Raw genomic sequence first — 17,896 nt, 5'->3', positions numbered from 1 at the left:
GCGCGAGCCGGATCAGTGTGCGGACCAGTTCACCCAACGCGGGAAGGACTGTGCAGGCCGACCCGGAGGCAGAACCGGCCGCCGAGTCGGCGGACCCGGGCCGGGGCGACGACCCGGACCCGGAAGCAGATCCCGACCTGCCGCATGCGGCGACCGCAGCCGGTGTGACGGTGACATCACCGGAGACGGCCGCGGGTTTCGGCCCATGTCCCGTCCGGTCGAGAGCTGTCGATGCTGTGCGTGCCGGCCCACCGTCGGCCGAGGAGCCCGGAGGCACGGAATTCGCACCCGGCGCCCCTGCCGAGCCGTGGCCGTCCGCGGTATCACCGGTGAACGACTGCGCAAGCACCACCGGCCCACCCGAGTAGGCCGCAGCTGTGGCGCCAGGAGCCAGCGGAAATGCGACGAGCACCGTGGTGAATGCGGCACCGAGCAGCACGTCCCACCGCCGGTTCCCCGCAACGGGTCGACGGTGCCGCGCTCGCACCGAAACCGAACGGGTGACCAGCTGTTTATCACCCACGGTCACCAACCGGATCACCGGGCTTCGCCCGACATCGCCCGGTCGCGCATAGCCGGCCTTCCGCCACGCCTGGGCCTGCGTCGTTCCGTCGTGCGCCATCGACGGGTGTCGCGGCGACCGCACAGCGATCTCTGCTGTCCCCGCCACGCTTCGGCGCCGGAACGATCGGCTCCGTGTGCCGGTGCGGTCTTCCGGGGCGGCACGCCGGATCGGGTTCCGGACCGGCGAGCGCCGGAATCGCCGGCCGGGTGTGATGCGTGACGGTGTCTCCGAAGGCAGCGGTGAGCCATCCGGCGGCATCGTGGGGGACCGGCGCCCGGGATCTGCACGCTGCGATCCGGCGGTGTCGAGCAGGACGGGGACGCGGTCGCGGTTCACGGGACCGATGACACTGTGGGCCATCCGGCGTTCGTATCGCCCGGCACGCCGTTCGATATCGCCGGGCCCCGCGGCGACCGCCTCCGGATTCCCGGCCCCGATCATCCGCGTCATGGTGCGCCTCCCGGTGGCGGAGGCCGCCGGGACCGTGCTCCGGACCGGACGATTCCGGCCGGACACCGTGGTGTCGCCACCGCCACGAGCAGATACTCCGGCATGAGTAGCTGCTCGTATTGCCGGCATGCCTCGGTGCCGTGCACGAGCGCGGACCGGGACGAAACGAGGCGCAGGGTGCGCAGTGGTGCTCGGCTCGGCCTCACACATCCCGCGCTCCGGCTCGTTACCGTTCGTCTCGGTGTCGGAGAGCGTCGGCGCGACGACGAGCCGGTCGGCACCCGTCGTCCGGTGGTTCTCGGCACACCGCAGGTGGCGTGCGAATCGCGGGCCGCGGCCGTGCCGGGTGCGCGCGGTGTGGCCGGGCACGCCTGTGTGGCGTCGCGGCTCCCCACATCCTCGGGTGCCCGCCGCCGGCGGTTCGTGCGATCTTCGCGGCCACGGTGGCAACGGCTCGCCGCTGTGTACGCCTCGTGCGGAGATCGGCCGGTCACGTAGCGCGATATAGGGCCAGCTGCGCGGCGCGGGCGGGAGTCCGGCCGGTGAAGTAGGGGTGTGGTCGGCAGTGTCGTAACGGCTCATAAGCTCAGCGTGCCCGCGGCGGAATCCGGCCGGAACCCGCAATTCCGGCATCTGTGGATAACCCGCCCCTGTGAACAAACCGCGCTTCAAAATGCCCGTCCGCAGCTCGCCGGAGGTACCCGTGCGACCGGCCGATTTCCGATTCTCGCAGCGCACGCCGTAAACTGGCCGAGCGGTCTGTGTTCGCAGGTTTCTGTGTGGCACCGGCCGACTTCGCGCACCACCGTGCTTGTTCATTACGGCGCTGCCCACCACACGCTCCGCGGGAGCCGACGGCCGGCAGTGCGATTCCGGAACAGGGGACATCTCGGCTGGTCCCGATCCACGATCGGGTCCGAGTGTTCTGTGGTGCCAGGGCAGCAGGCCGCCGGCTTGCTGCGACAACCGGCAACGAAAGAGAGATACGAGAGCAATGGCTGTCGTAACAATGAAGCAGCTGCTCGACAGCGGCGCGCATTTCGGGCACCAGACCCGTCGCTGGAACCCGAAGATGAAGCGGTTCATCTTCACCGACCGCAACGGCATCTACATCATCGATCTGCAGCAGACGCTGACCTACATCGACAAGGCCTACGAATTCGTCAAGGAGACCGTCGCCCACGGCGGCACCGTCCTGTTCGTCGGCACCAAGAAGCAGGCCCAGGAGTCCATCGCGGCCGAGGCCACCCGGGTCGGGATGCCCTATGTGAACCAGCGCTGGCTGGGCGGCATGCTCACCAACTTCTCCACCGTCCACAAGCGTCTGCAGCGCCTCAAGGAACTCGAGGCCATGGAGCAGACCGGCGGTTTCGAGGGTCGCACCAAGAAGGAAATCCTCATGCTCACGCGTGAGATGAACAAGCTGGACCGCACCCTCGGCGGTATCCGCGATATGCAGAAGGTGCCCTCGGCCATCTGGGTCGTCGACACCAACAAGGAGCACATCGCCGTCGGCGAGGCCCGCAAGCTGAACATCCCGGTCATCGCGATCCTGGACACCAACTGCGATCCCGACCTCGTCGACTACCCGATCCCGGGTAACGACGATGCGATCCGTTCCGCCGCGCTGCTCACCAAGGTCGTCGCCTCCGCGGTGGCCGAGGGCGTGCAGGCCCGGGCCGGCCGCTCCGGCGGCGACGACAAGCCCGAGGCCGGTGCGGAGCCGCTGCCGGAGTGGGAGCAGGAGCTGCTGGCGCAGGCCGCCCCCGGCGCCGAAACCCCGGCGGAGGCCCCGGCGGAGGCCCCGGCGGAGGCCCCTGCGGCGCCCGCGGAGACTCCGGCCGAGGCCTGAGTCGTCACCTCGTGTTCGGCCGGTGCTCACCGGCTACTGCTGAGATGAGCGCCGCCGGACCCGAATTTCCACAGCGGTGGTCACGGCTGTACGAGCCGTGACCACCGCTGACCGGTACCTGACTTTCTCGAAGGAGGCTCGCCCCCGATGGCGAACTACACCGCCGCTGACGTGAAGCGGCTGCGGGAGCTCACCGGCTCCGGAATGATGGACTGCAAGAACGCGCTGGTCGAAACCGACGGTGATTTCGACAAGGCCGTGGATTTGCTGCGCATCAAGGGCGCCAAGGATGTCGGCAAACGGGCCGAGCGCACCACCGCCGAAGGCCTGGTCATCGCCAAGGACGGCGTGATGGTCGAGATCAACTCCGAAACCGACTTCGTGGCCAAGAACGCGGAGTTCCAGGAGTTGGCCGATAAGATCGTCGCCGCTGCCGCGGCCGCCAAACCGGCCGATGTGGATGCGCTGAAGGCCGTGGCTCTCGACGGCTCGACTGTCGACGAGGCGCTGCAGGCGCTGGCCGCCAAGATCGGCGAGAAGCTGGAACTGCGTCGCGTCGTCTCCCTGGACGGCCCGGTCGCCACCTACCTGCACAAGCGGGCGTCGGATCTGCCGCCGGCCGTCGGCGTGCTCGTCGAGTACACCGGTTCCGGTGACGCCGCCGCGGAGGCCGCTCGCGGTGCCGCCATGCAGGTCGCCGCGCTCAAGGCCAAGTACGTCACCCGCGACGAGGTCCCCGCCGATCTCGTCGAGAACGAGCGCCGGATCGCGGAGCAGACCGCCCGCGAAGAAGGTAAGCCCGAGGCCGCGCTGCCCAAGATCACCGAGGGTCGCGTGAACGGCTACTTCAAAGACGTCGTGCTGCTCGAGCAGCCGTCGGTCACCGATAACAAGAAGACCGTGAAGGCTCTGCTGGACGAAGCCGGCGTCACCGTCACCCGGTTCGCCCGGTTCGAGGTCGGCCAGGCCTGATCTGTTTCGCACGAACCCCCGTCGCATACGCTGCGGCGGGGGTTTGCTGCTGAGCGGGCGCTTTCCGGCCTCGCCCGCCCCGTCGTACGGTCGCGCAGCGGCGTAGGGCAGGATAGAGGCCGCCTGTATTGGCCTATGCCACGTAGCCGCGCGCCGCGCCCGGTCCAGTCGGAAGCGGGCGGCACCGGTTCCCCGGCGGCCCCGCACCATGAACACTATCTACCGAGCACCGCCGATCGCCGAAGGAGACGCCAGCCGATGACGCACCCCGGGACCGACCGCCCAGGATATCGCCGGGTACTGCTGAAACTGGGTGGTGAGATGTTCGGCGGCGGCACGGTGGGGCTGGATCCCGATATGGTGCAGACCGTCGCGGAGCAGATCGCCGAGGTCGTTTCCACCGGGGTGCAGATGGCGGTGGTGATCGGCGGCGGGAACTTCTTCCGCGGTGCCGAGCTCGAAGAGCGCGGTCTCGAACGCGCGCGGTCCGATTACATGGGCATGCTCGGCACGGTGATGAACAGTCTGGCGCTGCAGGATTTCCTGCAGAAGCAGGGCATCGACACCAGGGTGCAGACCGCCATCACCATGGGGCAGGTCGCCGAGCCCTACCTGCCGTTGCGTGCCAAGCGGCATCTGGAGAAGGGCCGGGTGGTGATTTTCGGCGCCGGGATGGGGATGCCCTACTTCTCGACCGACACGACGGCCGCCCAGCGGGCGCTGGAGATCGGCGCCGAGGTGGTGCTGATGGCCAAGGCCGTCGACGGAGTGTTCGACGCCGATCCGCGGCTGGATCCGGACGCGAGCATGTTCCACGAGATCACCCACAAGGAAGCCATCGAACGCGACCTGAAGGTCGCCGATTCGACGGCGTTCAGTTTGTGCATGGACAACCAGATGCCGATGCTGGTGTTCAATTTGTTGACCAAGGGCAATATTGCCAGGGCGGTGGCCGGTGAGAAGATCGGCACATTGGTTCGATCCTGATACCGCGGGCCCGCGGGTCATGACGATGACGACGCAGTGGAGGAACGGTCGTGATTGAAGAAGCGCTCTTCGACGCCGAGGAGAAGATGGAGAAGGCTGTCTCGGTGGCGAAGGACGATCTAGGCGGCATCCGGACCGGGCGCGCGAACCCGGGGATGTTCTCCCGGATCGTGGTCGACTACTACGGATCGCCCACCCCGATCACCCAGATGTCGAGTATCACCGTCCCGGAACCGCGGATGGTGGTGGTGAAACCGTACGAGCAGGCACAGCTGGGGCCGATCGAAACCGCGATCCGCAATTCCGATCTGGGCGTGAACCCGACCAACAACGGCGATATCCTGCGGATCTCGATCCCGCAGCTCACCGAGGAGCGGCGCCGCGAACTGGTCAAACAGGCCAAGCAGAAGGGCGAGGACGCCAAGGTCTCGATCCGGAATGTGCGTCGTAAGGCCATGGACGAACTGGGCCGGATCCAGAAGGACGGCGAGGCCGGTGAGGACGAGGTCGGCCGGGCCGAGAAGGAACTGGACAAGACCACGGCCAGATATGTCGGTCAGATCGACGAGCTGGTGAAACACAAGGAATCCGAACTGCTCGAGGTCTGATCCGGGGTTTCTCTGCTCGGCACGAGCGGTGGGTGCCGTGTGGGAACGGTGCCGGATCGGCGCCGTCACGGCGGGCCGATGGCCCGGGAATTGACGCACAATGAGAACAGCGGAGCGGCGACGCCCGCTTCGGGTGGGAACGAACGGAACGACGACGAGTTGAGCGACGGGACAATCGTGGCCGAGAAAGCCGCCGCGACCGGTGCGGCCCGACCGCAGCCGCCGGCCGAGGGCATATCCGAATCGACACCGGCGCCCGCCGGTGCGTCCGCAGACGCCCCGGCGGCCGGTACGCCCTCGGGTGCCGTGCCCCCCGATATGCCTACCGGTGGCGCCGTACCGGCCACACCCGGTGGGTCCGGGTCGTCCGGTACATCGTCGGACGCTGCGTCGACCGGGACGCCTTCCGGTGCTGTCCCGGTCGGTGCACCTGCCGCGACAGGTGCCACGGGCAATACCTCTGCGGACCCGGCGCCGCGGCGGTCCCGGGCCGGGCGCAACCTTCCCGCAGCGCTCGCCGTCGGTCTGACCCTCGGGATCTCGTGCATAGCGGTCCTGCTGTTCGCCCCCGAAGCATTCATCGGTGTCGTCGGCGTCGCAGTCGGTATCGCCACCTGGGAGGTGGCGAAACGACTCCGCGAAGCGGATGTGCTGGTACCGCGCACACCGCTGATCGCCGGTGGTCAAGCGGTATTCTGGCTCGGCTGGCCGTTCGGTGCGAGCGGGGTGGCCGGAGCCTTCGCGGCGACAGTTCTGATCTGTATGGTGTGGCGCCTGTTCGACCACGGCCTGAACACCGCGCCACGCAATTTCCTGCGCGATACCGCGATCACGGTGTTCACGCTGGCGTGGATTCCGCTGCTGGCCTCGTTCGCGGTGCTGCTGCTCCTGGAGGATCCCGACGGCAATCTGCGGGTGCTGACCTTCATGATCCTGGTGGTGTGCTCCGATGTGGGCGGCTATGTGGCGGGCGTGCTGTTCGGCCGCCACCCCATGGTGCCCTCCATCAGTCCCAAGAAGTCCTGGGAGGGATTCTGCGGGTCGCTCGTGTTCGCGATCATCGGCGGTCTGCTCACCGTGACCCTGCTGCTGGAAGCCAACTCGATGATCGGGGTGGTGCTCGGTGTGGGCCTGGTGGTCGTCGCGACCCTGGGCGATCTGATCGAATCGCAGATCAAACGCGAACTGGGCATCAAGGATATGGGCACGATGCTGCCGGGGCACGGCGGCATCATGGACCGGCTCGATTCCATGTTGCCGTCGGCTTTCGTGTCCTGGCTGGTGCTCAGCACCCTGCTCTGAGGCCGCGCCGGCCGGTTACTTCTTGTGTACCGCGCGGCGCAACTGCATGATGCGGACACCGCCGACCAGCGCCATCACCAGGGCGCCTGCGATCACCGAGAGCAGAATCGTCACACCCAGCGGTAGCGAGAAGTTCCAGAAGAGCATTTCGACATCCGCGCTCTCCGAATTCTGGATGATGAAGATGAGCAGGATGATGCCGAGGACCGCCGCGATGATCAGCGCGATCCAGGCATTTCCCACTCGGGAACTGTCCGTGCTCTTGCGCCGGGTGGTCTTACCGGTCGATTTCCGGCCGGTGGGTGTGGGTGCGGTCTTACCGCCGAGGGGGTCGGCCATCCCGGGCGGAGACTGCCCGCCGGGCACCGCGCCGGTATCGGGAGTGCGGTCATCTGAGGTCGCCATATGTCGATGATTGCCGACAGCTATCGCCGACGCAGGGATTTCCGGTCGGTCCGTCTGCCGTGCCGTGCTGCGCCGGCCGGCACCCGGTGGCCACTCCCGGATGCGTCCGTACCGGTGTCATCGGCATCCGAGGGCGGCTTGTCGCTGGTCACATCGAGCGAGATGCCACACTGGTAGCACTATGACCGCCCCCTTGCCCTTGGTTTTCGACGCACCCCGCCGCGGGATGCCGCCCCGCCACCTCGCCGATCTCGACGCCGAGGGGCGCCGCGCCGCCATGGCGGAACTGGGTCTGCCGAAGTTCCGGGCCGATCAGATCGCCCGCCAGTACTACGGCCGGCTCCAAGCCGACCCCGCCGCGATGACCGATCTACCCGCCGCTGTGCGGGACACGATCGCCGGTGCACTCTTTCCCCCGCTGCTGACCCCGGTCCGGCATATCGCCTGCGACTCCGGAGAGACCCGGAAAACGCTGTGGCGCGCCGGTGACGGCACCTTGCTGGAGAGCGTGCTCATGCGCTACCCGGACCGCGCCACCTTGTGTATTTCGAGCCAGGCCGGTTGTGGTATGGCCTGCCCGTTCTGTGCCACTGGCCAGGGCGGGCTGGACCGCAACCTGTCGACCGCCGAAATCGTCGACCAGGTCCGCGCCGCCGCGGCCGATCTGCGCGATGGCGCGGTATCGGGCGGGGCCGGCCGCCTGTCCAATATCGTGTTCATGGGTATGGGGGAGCCGCTGGCGAACTACAAACGGGTGGTGAATGCCGTGCGGCGGATCACCTCGCCCGCGCCGGACGGGCTCGGAATCTCACAGCGCAACGTTGTGGTCTCCACGGTGGGCCTGGCCCCGGCGATCCGCAAACTCGCCGACGAGGGCCTGTCGGTGACACTCGCCGTTTCCCTGCACACCCCCGACGACGAACTCCGCGACACCCTCGTCCCGGTGAACAACCGGTGGCCGGTGGCGGAGGTTCTCGATGCTGCCCGCTACTACGCCGACAAGACGGGCCGCCGCATCTCGGTGGAATACGCGCTGATCCGCGATATCAACGATCACCCCTGGCGGGCGGATATGCTCGGCGCGAAACTGCACAAGGCGCTCGGGTCGCGCGTGCATGTGAATGTCATCCCGCTCAACCCGACACCGGGCAGCAAATGGGACGCCAGCCCGAAACCGGTCGAACGCGAGTTCGTGCGCCGGGTCGAGGCGCAGGGCGTCCCCTGCACAGTGCGCGATACCCGCGGCCAGGAAATCGCCGCCGCCTGCGGGCAGCTGGCCGCCGAGGGCTGAGTATTTCGGTCGTCTCCAGTGACGGGGCCGGTAAGCCGCCGACACCGTGACACTGCGGCCCGGACCGTGCCCGACAGGGTCCGGGATGAGCCGCCCGGGCGAGGAACTGTGCCCGACAGCTGTTCAGTTCGCAGGCGACGTCGCCGACTATCTCGGTGAGATCGCGATAGTCGACGGTGCTGTTGCTGAATGACCCCGTCGAGGCGACGATTCCCTTCGAGGCTCTGGGATAACACCGAGCCCACCGAATCGATAGTTCAGGCGTAGCAGGAGCGAGATGGCCGACCGGGTGATTGTCGTGGTGGGGGCCGGGATCGTGGGTCTGGCGGTGGCCCGGGAGATCGGTCGCCGGCGGCCGGGGGACCGGGTTGTGGTGCTGGAGAAGGAAGACCGGGTGGCGGTGCACCAGACCGGTCACAACTCGGGGGTCGTGCATGCCGGGATCTACTACCGGCCCGGGAGTTCGAAAGCGGTGCTGTGCGTGCGCGGGCGGGCCATGCTGCGCGACTACTGTGCGGAGCGCAGCTTGCCGTACGAGGAATGCGGCAAGCTCGTAATCGCCGTGGACGACCAGGAAATGGCTCGCCTGGATGCCCTGGAGGAGCGGGCGGGACACAATGCGGTACCCGGATTGCGTCGAGTCGATGCGGCCGGTATTCGCGATATCGAACCGTTCGCGGAGGGGATCGCGGCGCTGTATTCGCCGCATACCGCGATCACCGATTTCCGCCGAGTCGCCGAGGCGTTCGCCGCGGACGTCGTGGCGGCCGGTGGTGAGGTCAGGACATCGTCGCCGGTGGACCGGATCACCCGGACCGCTTCCGGTATCGAAATCGGTGTGGGAGAGCAGGTCCTGCATGCGGATCGGGTCGTTCTCTGTGCCGGATTGCAGGCGGATACGGTGGCCGGTCTGGCGGGTGGCGATCCCGGTCCGCGCATCGTCCCTTTCCGCGGCGAGTATATGGACGTTGTGCCGGAGAAAAAGGATCTCGTACGCGGCCTCGTCTATCCGGTCCCGGATCCGCGGTACCCGTTTCTGGGCGTACATTTCACGCGGCGCGTATCGGGGACCGTCGAGGTCGGGCCGAACGCGGTCCTGGCCTTTGCCCGGGAAGGATACCGGCGGGCCCATTTCGAACCCCGGGATATGGCGAGAACGCTGGCCTGGCCGGGTTTCCGGCGGATGGCTCGGCAGCATTGGCGCACGGGGCTCGAAGAAATGTACGGCTCGGTATCCGTCGCCGCGTACATGCGTAGGGCGCAGCGCTATATTCCCGCGATCGGGGCCGCGGATGTGGTGCGCGGGGGAGCGGGTGTCCGGGCGCAGGCGCTCGATGCCGACGGCACCCTGGTCGACGATTTCCGGATCGACCGCCTGGGTGCGGTCATCGCTGTCCGCAATGCACCCTCCCCGGCGGCGACGTCATCGCTCGCGATCGCCGAACACGTTGTGGATGTAATAGACAGCAAGCACGAGGACTCCCGCTGAATCACCCGGCACCCGGCTGTTCAACCAAGTCCTGCGGTACCAGGAACAAGCTCAGTGGTCGTGATCGAGCGGTGCGCCTGATGCTCCGCGGGACTGTTGTTCGATCATTTTCCGGAATTCGTCTGCGTGTGGTCCGCTCAGTTCGTAGGTGACCTCGGTGGGGGACGCGGGACCGATATCGTCCGGTGTCGGTCCTGGAACCCAGGCGAGGATCAAATCCCGATACTGCTCGAAGGTCAACGGTACGGTCACCCCTTGCCGAGCCTGCTGCAAAATTCCGTGGCTCAACGGTTTTGCCGCCCCGTCGGCAGTGGCGTACATAATTCGGGAGCTGCCCGGATTGCGGCTGAACCGTGGGCCGTGGGGACGCGGCCACCACAGTGGCGCCGCCTCCTCGCGAGCGATCATCGCCGCATGCAGGTCGTCGATGCCGATCGAACGGCGGCCATGGTCGGCCGCCAGCTGAGCTGCCTTCCGAAGCAGGACAACTACCGAGGGCGCGACCCCGTCGACGATCACGCGACATTCGTCCCGTTCGGCTGCCATGCGGAAAGTCTAAACGTCGAGGCCGACGCAGTGCACCGGCCACGGGGCGCCGCCGACGTCGGCGATATGGGGTCCGAACACCTGCATGCCGTCGTACATCGGATCGTTGCGGCAGGTACACACCGCTCGCGTCGAGTCGTTGGGATCGATCACGATATCTACGAAACCGCCATGCGATTCACACTGCTCAGGCGTCACTGCGGCGGCGGCGCCTGTACCGATGAGCACGCCGGTACAGGCTGCCACGGCAACCGTCCCGAGTCGAAAGAGTAACTGTCGCATGGATTCCCCCTGGTGGCCCTGGCCGATCTGCCCAGTCTATGCCCACGAACATCGGTTCGCCGGAGAATCTGCAGAAGCCGCTCGCGGCTCAGGGGCGCACGAGATCCGGTCTGGGCAACTTGTCAGGGGAAGAGCTGAATCGGGTTCACGATGTCCGCGGCCAGGGTCAGCAGCATATATGCGCCTCCGACGACCACTGCGACGTAGGTGAGTGGGAGTAGCTTCATGTAGTCGACGGGGGCGCCGGGCGCCAGGCCTCGCCGGCCGCGGATGCTGTTGCGGATCTTCTCGTAGAGGACCACTGCGATATGACCGCCATCGAGCGGCAGCAGCGGCAGAATATTGAATGCGCCGAGGAAGAAATTCAGGCTGGCCAGAATCAGGATGAAGGCGTTCCAGTAGCCGCCCTCGGCGGCCTCACCGCCGATCTTGCTGGCGCCGTACACACTGACCGGAGTGTCCACGTCACGCTGCCCGCCGGTCACAGCGTCCCATAGTGAGGCAACCTTCGCCGGCATCTGGGCCAGCGACTGGAAAGTGCGGATGAACATGTCTCCGGTGAATGCAGCCGAGGCAGGAATTGCACCGAGGAAGTCGTACTGGACAGGCTCGTAGTACTCCTGGCCGACCCCGACCACGCCGACTTCCCGGCCCGGACCACCTTCGCTGGGGTAGCGCATCGTCTGCTCGGGCACGACCTCGATATCCATCGTCTGCCCGCCGCGTTCGAGGGTGTAGGTGAACGGGCCGTCCTGCTGCTGGGTGAGGGTCTGGAATTCTTTCCACGTGTCCACGGGCTCGCCGTCGACCGCGGTCACCACGTCACCGCGTTGCAGACCGGCGCGCTGGGCGGGGCCCTCTCCGGTGCAGGTGCCGACGGTGCCGTCGGGGTTCTGCGGCGCGACGCAGCTCATATCACCGAGGGCGGTTTCGGGCGGCTGGTTCAGGTTGGGGAGCCCCCAGCCGACCGCCAGCACCACGATGAGGAGGAAGCCGAGCAGGAAGTTCATCGCGATTCCACCGGACATCACGACGAGGCGTTTCCAGGCGGCCTGCCGGTACATGGCGCGCTCGACTTCCTCGGGTTCGAGTTCGTCGAGCGCGGTCATTCCGGCGATATCGCAGAAACCGCCGAGCGGCAGCCATTTGACCCCGTATTCGGTTTCTCCGCGCCGGAAGGAGAATATTTTCGGGCCGAAACCGATGTAGTACCGGCGGACCTTCATTCCGGTCGCCTGCGCGGTCCACATATGCCCGCATTCGTGCAATGCGATCGAAATCGTGATGCCGAGGGCGAACAGCACGAACCCCAACACGAACAGCATGTGGTCTACAGCCCTCCTGCAGTGCGCAGATCAAATCTCTCGGCCCGCACGGAGACCGGAGCGGCCGCGAGCACGTGTCCACAGTAACCGCCCGCGTGCCGGGCCTCGACCATCTGGGACATGGATTACCGGTGTACCAGTGTGCGGGCGCGGTCACGGGCCCATTCGTCGGCCGCCAGGACTTCGGCGAGTTCGCCCGGTTCGGCGCGCCACTGTCCGGCGTCGCGGACCACCCGGGCGACGGTGCGCACGATATCGGGGAACCGGATCCGTCCGTCGAGAAATGCCTGTACCGCGACCTCGTTGGCCGCGTTGTACACCGCGGTGACGCAACCGCCGGCGGTCCCGGCTTCGCGGGCCAGTTCCACGGCCGGGAACACCGCATCGTCGACGGGCTCGAACGTCCAGGTGGCGGCTGTACCGAAATCACAGGCTGTGGCCGCGCCGGGGACCCGGTCCGGCCAGCCCAGCGCCAGCGCGATGGGCAGTTTCATATCCGGCGGGCTGGCCTGCGCCAGCGTGGAGCCGTCGGTGAAGGTGACCATGGAATGCACGATCGACTGCGGGTGCACCGTGACCTCGATGCGGTCGTAGGGGATCCCGAACAGCAGATGCGTTTCGATCAACTCCAGGCCCTTGTTCACCAGCGAGGCCGAGTTCAACGTGTTCATCGGGCCCATGGACCAGGTGGGATGGGTTTTCGCCTCGGCGGGGTTCACGCCGTCCAGCATTTCGGTGGTCCAGCCCCGGAACGGTCCACCGGAGGCGGTGAGAACCAATCTGTCGACTTCTTCGGCGCGCCCGCCGCGCAGGCACTGGGCCAGGGCGGAATGCTCCGAATCGACCGGCACGATCTGGCCGGGCCGGGCCGCGCGGGTGACCAGCGACCCTCCTGCCACCAGCGATTCTTTGTTCGCCAGCGCGAGCGTGGCCCCCGATTCCAGCGCCGCCAGGGTCGGTTCCAGGCCGAGGGAACCGACGAGCGCGTTGAGTACTACATCGGCTTCGGTGCTGCGGACGAGTTCGGTCGCAGCGGTCGCGCCCGCGAAGGGCACCCCCAGCCGGTCTGCGGCCGCCGGGTCGGCGACGGCCACATTGGTGGTGCCGGTAGCGGCCATCTGCGCGGCCAGCAGTTCGGTGTTCCCGCCGCCCGCGGCCAGGCCGACGATTTCGAATCTGCCGGGGTTGGCGGCGATCACCTCGAGCGCCTGGGTACCGATGGAGCCGGTGCTGCCGAGCAGGAGAACTCTGCGGAGATCTGACACCCGCCCATTGTCACCGACCCCGCCCCTGCTGGCTACGACGGGCAGTCGTATGCCACGATAACGGGCAGTATCCGTTCTCTCGAGGAGGAGCGATCGTGGCCGCCACGGACGTCGAACTCACCACTGACCAGCACGTCACCACGGTGGACCCTGCTGAGGTTCCGTCGGCGGCATTCGGTTGGAGCGGCGAATCGCGCACAACCTTCCGGGTTGCCGCGGTGGTCGTGATCATCGCGCTGCTCGGCATGCTGATCGGCAATCACTCGGGTCAGGTCGAGAACCTGTACCTGATCGGATTCGCGGCCGCGCTCGCCGGGATTCTCGTCTACGACGTGATCCATCGACGCAAACCGCGCTGAACTGCGGTTTCGCCTATGACACCGACTGTGTCGGGTGTCGCTCGGGTGACATCCGGGTGACACCGCGGTGCCGGTTGCCGGTGTAGTCCATGTCTCGGCGGCGAGCCCCCGCGGCGGGACTAGACTCGGCACCGACCGGCCGGACCAGGACGAAAGTAGGCAGCCGAAAGTGACCAGCACAGTCGGATTGGGGATGCCGACCGCACCCGTAGCGGTGCTTGCGCCGCGGCGCAAGACCCGTCAGCTCATGGTGGGTGGTGTCGGTGTGGGCAGTGACCACCCGATCTCCGTGCAGTCGATGACGACGACCAAAACGCACGATGTGAATGCGACCCTGCAGCAGATCGCCGAACTCACGGCATCGGGCTGCGATATCGTGCGGGTGGCGTGCCCGCGGCAGGAAGATGCCGACGCACTGCCCATCATCGCGAAGAAATCCCAGATCCCGGTGATAGCCGATATCCATTTCCAGCCGCGCTATATCTTCGCCGCCATCGATGCGGGGTGCGCTGCGGTGCGGGTGAACCCGGGCAACATCAAGGAATTCGACGGGCGCGTCAAAGAGGTCGCCAAGGCGGCCGGGGATGCGGGTATCCCGATCCGGATCGGTGTGAACGCCGGATCCCTCGACAAGCGGATGATGGACAAATACGGCAAGGCCACCCCGGAGGCGCTGGTCGAGTCGGCGCTGTGGGAGGCGGGCCTGTTCGAGGAGTACGGCTTCGGCGATATCAAGATCTCGGTCAAGCACAACGACCCCGTGGTGATGGTCGAGGCCTACCGGCAGCTGGCCGCGCAGAGCGACTATCCGCTGCATCTCGGCGTCACCGAGGCGGGCCCGGCCTTCCAGGGCACCGTGAAATCCGCTGTCGCGTTCGGCGCGCTGCTGAGCGAGGGGATCGGCGACACGATCCGGGTCTCGCTGTCCGCGCCGCCGGCGGAGGAGGTCAAGGTCGGCGGGCAGATCCTGCAATCGCTGAACCTGCGCCCGCGCAAGCTGGAGATCGTGTCCTGCCCGTCGTGTGGGCGCGCGCAGGTCGACGTGTACACCCTGGCCAACGAGGTCACCGCCGGACTCGACGGTCTGGAGGTCCCGCTGCGGGTCGCGGTCATGGGCTGTGTGGTCAACGGTCCCGGCGAGGCCCGGGAAGCCGATCTGGGCGTGGCCTCGGGTAACGGTAAGGGGCAGATCTTCGTCAAGGGTGAGGTCGTCAAGACCGTGCCGGAGGCGCAGATTGTGGAAACCCTCATCGAGGAGGCCATGCGGATCGCCGAGGAGATGGGTGCGGACGCGGGCACCGGTGAACCGGTCGTCAGCGTGGGCTGATCGGCCCACGGTCTCGGCTCGCTGCCCCGGCGAGCCGAGACGTGCTGCCCGTTCGGCACCGTCACGGCGCGCGCTTTCGAGATATCCGTATCGCGTCGCGGCACTTCATGGCAGGCTGTACTAGGTGCGGAGTCTGCTGGAGCCGGCCCGGCGCGCGAAATACGTTCCCGCGCGTCAGCTCGCCGAGCGGGACCTGGGACAGGTGCTCAGGGTGCTCGACGAGGACCCGGTCGCGGCCTGTATGGTCGCCGCCCGGCTACAGGAATACGGTCTGGACAACCGGTACGGTCAGGGCGAATTGTGGAGCCACGGCGGACCGGCCGAATCGCTGTGTTTCTCCGGCGTGAACCTGATCCCGTTGCGTGGAGACCGCGCGGCCCTGCGCGCCTTCGCGGACCGCGCCCTGCGCTGGCCCCGGATGTGTTCCTCGGTGGTGGGCCGCCGGGAACTCGCGCTCCCCCTGTGGGAGATGCTCGCCGATCACTGGGGCCCGGAGCGGGAGTTGCGTGCAGACCAGCCGCTCCTTGCGCTCACCGGCACTGCTGTCGCGCCCGCCGACCCGGAGGTCCGCCAGGTACGCCCCGACGAACTGGACCGCTATCTGGCGGCCGCTATCGCCATGTTCATCGAAGAGGTGGGGGTGGATCCGCGGGCCGGGGACGGCGGCCGCGGGTACCGGCGCCGGGTCGCCGGGCTGATCGAGGCCGGCCGGGCCTGGGCCCGATTCGTCGACGGTGAGGTCGCCTACAAGGCCGAGGTGGGGGCGATATCCCGGCGTACCGGGCAGATCCAGGGCGTGTGGGTTCATCCGGAGCACCGCGGGCAGGGGCTCGGTACGGCCGGAACGGCGGCCGTAGCGAACGCGGTGGTCGCCACCGGCCGGACGGCGAGCCTGTACGTCAACGACTACAACGAGTTCGCCCGCCGGGCCTATCGTGCGGTCGGGTTCCGCCAGATCGCGACCTTCGCCACGGTGCTGCTGGACTGAGCCGGCCCGATCCTTCCGGACTGAGCCGGCAGGATCCGGTGCGCCGCAAGTGAACACCGGGTCCGGGTCGCTACGATCGGGCTCGATGACGATCCGTCCGGTACTCGTATTCGCGGTCGCGGTGCTCGCTTTCGCCACGACCGCCTGCTTCGGGGGGTCCTCGGGGCCGATCACCGCGGCCGACGGTTTCCTGGAGGCCTTCGCGGCACACGACCTCGACGAAGCCGCCGCGCGTACGACCCGTCCCGAGAAAGCCGGGCCCGCACTCGTTTCCGTCTGGGAGGAACTGGGCGCCGAGGAGCTGCATGCCCGGTCCGGTGCGGCCCGGATCTCCGGTGATACCGCCACCGTCGACTACTCCTACGAATGGCGGCTGGCCGGTGGGCGCAGCTGGTCCTATACCGGGCAGCTGCCGCTGGTGCGCAGCGGTGGCGGCTGGACGGTGCGGTGGAGCGGTTCTGCCTTGCATCCCCGGCTCGGTGACACGCAGACCATGGCGTTGTCGGTGCGCCAGGCGCCGGGTGCCCGGGTGAACGAGCAGTCCGGTAGTGATGTGCTGATACCGGGCACGGTTTCGCGGGTGACCTTCGACGCCGCCGAAAGCGGCGAACCGCAGGAGGTGGCGGCGGCGGTCTCGCGGGCGCTGATCGATATCGACGACCGGCTGACCCCGCAGCGCATCCTGGATTCCGCCCGCGCCGCCGACGGCGTCTACACGGTGATCGTGCTGAACGACACCGAGTTCGGCCGGGCCGGGCCGCGGCTCATCGGTCTGCCCGGGGTGCGGGTCACCCAGGAATGGGATCTGACTCCGGCCGATCGGAAGTTCGCTCCCGATCTGATGGCCCAGGTCCGGCAGGCTGTGATCGACGATGTGCACGGCCGGGCCGGTTGGCGCGTGGTCGCCCGGAACGAGGGCGGTGCGGAAACCGGCGTGCTGCACGAGGTGGCGGCGCAGCCGGTGCCGTCGTTCACGTTGAGCGTGGACCGGCGGGTACAGAACGCTGCCCAGCGGGCGGTCGACGGGCGCCGGGAGCAGACCATGATGGTGGTGATCGAACCATCCACCGGCGGCATCCTCGCGGTCGCGCAGAACGCTGCCGCCGATCGGGACGGCCCGGTGGCCACCATCGGTCAGTATCCGCCCGGGTCGGTGTTCAAAACCGTGACCGCCGCCGCCGCGATTTCCGGCGGCGTGGCCACGCCGGAGACCGTCGTGGCGTGCCCGAGCGCAATCACCATCGGTGAGCGCCTGATTCCGAACTACAACGGTTTCACGGTCGGTAATGTCGCATTGTCGACCGCCTATGCGCGCTCCTGCAATACATCCTTCGCGAAATTGGCCAGCGAATTGCCGGCCGCCGCGCTTTCGGAGGCAGCGGCGACTTTCGGGATCGGCCCTGATTACGTGATTCCCGGCTTGCCGACCTATTCCGGTTCTGTACCCGTTTCCGAAGACCGTATACAACGCACCGAGGACGGAATCGGGCAGGGCCGGGTGGTGGTCAGTCCTTTCGGTATGGCGATGCTGGCCGCGGCGATCGCCCACGGCAGCGCGCCGACCCCGTATCTGATCGCCGGCCGCGAGACTGCCGTCGACGGGCCGCGGCCGGTACCGGATCCGGCGGTCGTGCGCGGTCTGCGGGCGATGATGCGTGAGGTGGTCCTGACCGGTACCGCCAACCGGATCGCAGACCAGGGGGAGGTGTTCGGCAAAACCGGTGAGGCGGAAGTGGAGGGCGGTTCACATTCCTGGTTCGTCGGCTACCGCGGTGACCTCGCGTTCGCGACGTTACTGGTCAAGGGTGGTAGTTCCGATAACGCCGTCGGGGTGACACGCGATATGCTGGCGGCTCTCCCCGACGGCTACCGATGACGTGGCC

Annotated in this window: 16 protein-coding genes; 11 read left to right on the top strand and 5 right to left on the bottom strand. The window is 67.5% G+C overall.

The window, feature by feature from the left end; genetic code table 11:
• The first annotated feature begins 2,009 nt into the window (after positions 1-2,009).
• From rpsB to ON22_RS17540, 5 genes are all read left to right on the top strand, one after another.
• Complete coding sequence (rpsB, locus tag ON22_RS17560; RefSeq protein WP_033241384.1) at positions 2,010-2,867, top strand: 30S ribosomal protein S2; 858 nt, start codon at positions 2,010-2,012, stop codon at positions 2,865-2,867.
• Between the two features lie 147 nt (positions 2,868-3,014).
• Positions 3,015-3,839: a translation elongation factor Ts gene (tsf, locus tag ON22_RS17555; protein ID WP_033241385.1), complete on the top strand. Its 825-nt coding sequence runs from the start codon at positions 3,015-3,017 to the stop codon at positions 3,837-3,839.
• A 258-nt stretch (positions 3,840-4,097) separates the two neighbouring features.
• Complete coding sequence (gene pyrH, locus ON22_RS17550) at positions 4,098-4,826, top strand: UMP kinase (RefSeq protein ID WP_033241386.1); 729 nt, start codon at positions 4,098-4,100, stop codon at positions 4,824-4,826.
• Positions 4,827-4,876: 50 nt separating this feature from the next.
• Positions 4,877-5,434: a ribosome recycling factor gene (gene frr / locus ON22_RS17545; RefSeq protein ID WP_033241387.1), complete on the top strand. Its 558-nt coding sequence runs from the start codon at positions 4,877-4,879 to the stop codon at positions 5,432-5,434.
• A gap of 318 nt (positions 5,435-5,752) precedes the next feature.
• Positions 5,753-6,736, top strand: a complete 984-nt coding sequence (locus ON22_RS17540) for a phosphatidate cytidylyltransferase (RefSeq protein WP_033242208.1) — start codon at positions 5,753-5,755, stop codon at positions 6,734-6,736.
• 15 nt (positions 6,737-6,751) lie between these two features.
• Here ON22_RS17540 and ON22_RS17535 read toward each other — a convergent pair whose 3' ends face one another.
• Positions 6,752-7,141, bottom strand: coding sequence for a LapA family protein (locus tag ON22_RS17535; RefSeq protein ID WP_033241388.1), 390 nt, complete (start codon positions 7,139-7,141; stop codon positions 6,752-6,754).
• Positions 7,142-7,322: 181 nt separating this feature from the next.
• Here ON22_RS17535 and rlmN point away from each other — a divergent pair, with 181 nt between their 5' ends.
• Complete coding sequence (gene rlmN / locus ON22_RS17530; RefSeq protein WP_033241389.1) at positions 7,323-8,432, top strand: dual-specificity RNA methyltransferase RlmN; 1,110 nt, start codon at positions 7,323-7,325, stop codon at positions 8,430-8,432.
• A 277-nt stretch (positions 8,433-8,709) separates the two neighbouring features.
• Positions 8,710-9,921 carry an L-2-hydroxyglutarate dehydrogenase gene (lhgD, locus tag ON22_RS17525; protein ID WP_033241390.1) on the top strand — a complete coding sequence of 404 codons (1,212 nt, stop codon included), beginning with the start codon at positions 8,710-8,712 and terminating at the stop codon, positions 9,919-9,921.
• A 51-nt stretch (positions 9,922-9,972) separates the two neighbouring features.
• On the opposite strand, the gene ON22_RS17520 is transcribed toward lhgD, so the two are convergent.
• The 4 genes from ON22_RS17520 to dxr all read right to left on the bottom strand — a co-directional run bounded on the left by ON22_RS17520 (position 9,973) and on the right by dxr (position 13,339).
• Positions 9,973-10,467, bottom strand: a complete 495-nt coding sequence (locus tag ON22_RS17520) for a hypothetical protein (RefSeq protein ID WP_033241391.1) — start codon at positions 10,465-10,467, stop codon at positions 9,973-9,975.
• Between the two features lie 9 nt (positions 10,468-10,476).
• The gene (locus tag ON22_RS36740) at positions 10,477-10,620 is read right to left on the bottom strand and encodes a hypothetical protein (RefSeq protein WP_156052188.1); all 144 of its coding nucleotides are present in this window, start codon (positions 10,618-10,620) and stop codon (positions 10,477-10,479) included.
• A gap of 251 nt (positions 10,621-10,871) precedes the next feature.
• A complete protein-coding gene (locus ON22_RS17510) occupies positions 10,872-12,074 on the bottom strand; it encodes a M50 family metallopeptidase (RefSeq protein ID WP_033241393.1) in 1,203 nt (400 codons plus the stop codon).
• 125 nt (positions 12,075-12,199) lie between these two features.
• A complete protein-coding gene (dxr, locus tag ON22_RS17505; protein WP_033241394.1) occupies positions 12,200-13,339 on the bottom strand; it encodes a 1-deoxy-D-xylulose-5-phosphate reductoisomerase in 1,140 nt (379 codons plus the stop codon).
• 95 nt (positions 13,340-13,434) lie between these two features.
• On the opposite strand from dxr, the gene ON22_RS17500 reads away from it, so the two are divergent.
• From ON22_RS17500 to ON22_RS17485, 4 genes are all read left to right on the top strand, one after another.
• Complete coding sequence (locus ON22_RS17500; RefSeq protein WP_033241395.1) at positions 13,435-13,698, top strand: DUF2631 domain-containing protein; 264 nt, start codon at positions 13,435-13,437, stop codon at positions 13,696-13,698.
• A gap of 169 nt (positions 13,699-13,867) precedes the next feature.
• Positions 13,868-15,025, top strand: coding sequence for a flavodoxin-dependent (E)-4-hydroxy-3-methylbut-2-enyl-diphosphate synthase (gene ispG, locus ON22_RS17495; RefSeq protein WP_033241396.1), 1,158 nt, complete (start codon positions 13,868-13,870; stop codon positions 15,023-15,025).
• Between the two features lie 124 nt (positions 15,026-15,149).
• Positions 15,150-16,013 (top strand): GNAT family N-acetyltransferase, encoded by an 864-nt coding sequence (locus tag ON22_RS17490; RefSeq protein WP_081595643.1) that lies wholly within the window; start codon positions 15,150-15,152, stop codon positions 16,011-16,013.
• Between the two features lie 85 nt (positions 16,014-16,098).
• Complete coding sequence (locus ON22_RS17485; RefSeq protein ID WP_033242210.1) at positions 16,099-17,889, top strand: penicillin-binding transpeptidase domain-containing protein; 1,791 nt, start codon at positions 16,099-16,101, stop codon at positions 17,887-17,889.
• The last annotated feature ends 7 nt before the right edge of the window (positions 17,890-17,896 follow it).

Origin of the sequence: Nocardia carnea NBRC 14403, from assembly GCF_000308515.1 — a bacterium.
Taxonomy (GTDB): domain Bacteria; phylum Actinomycetota; class Actinomycetes; order Mycobacteriales; family Mycobacteriaceae; genus Nocardia; species Nocardia carnea.
This window is presented reverse-complemented; position numbering and strand designations above follow the sequence as displayed.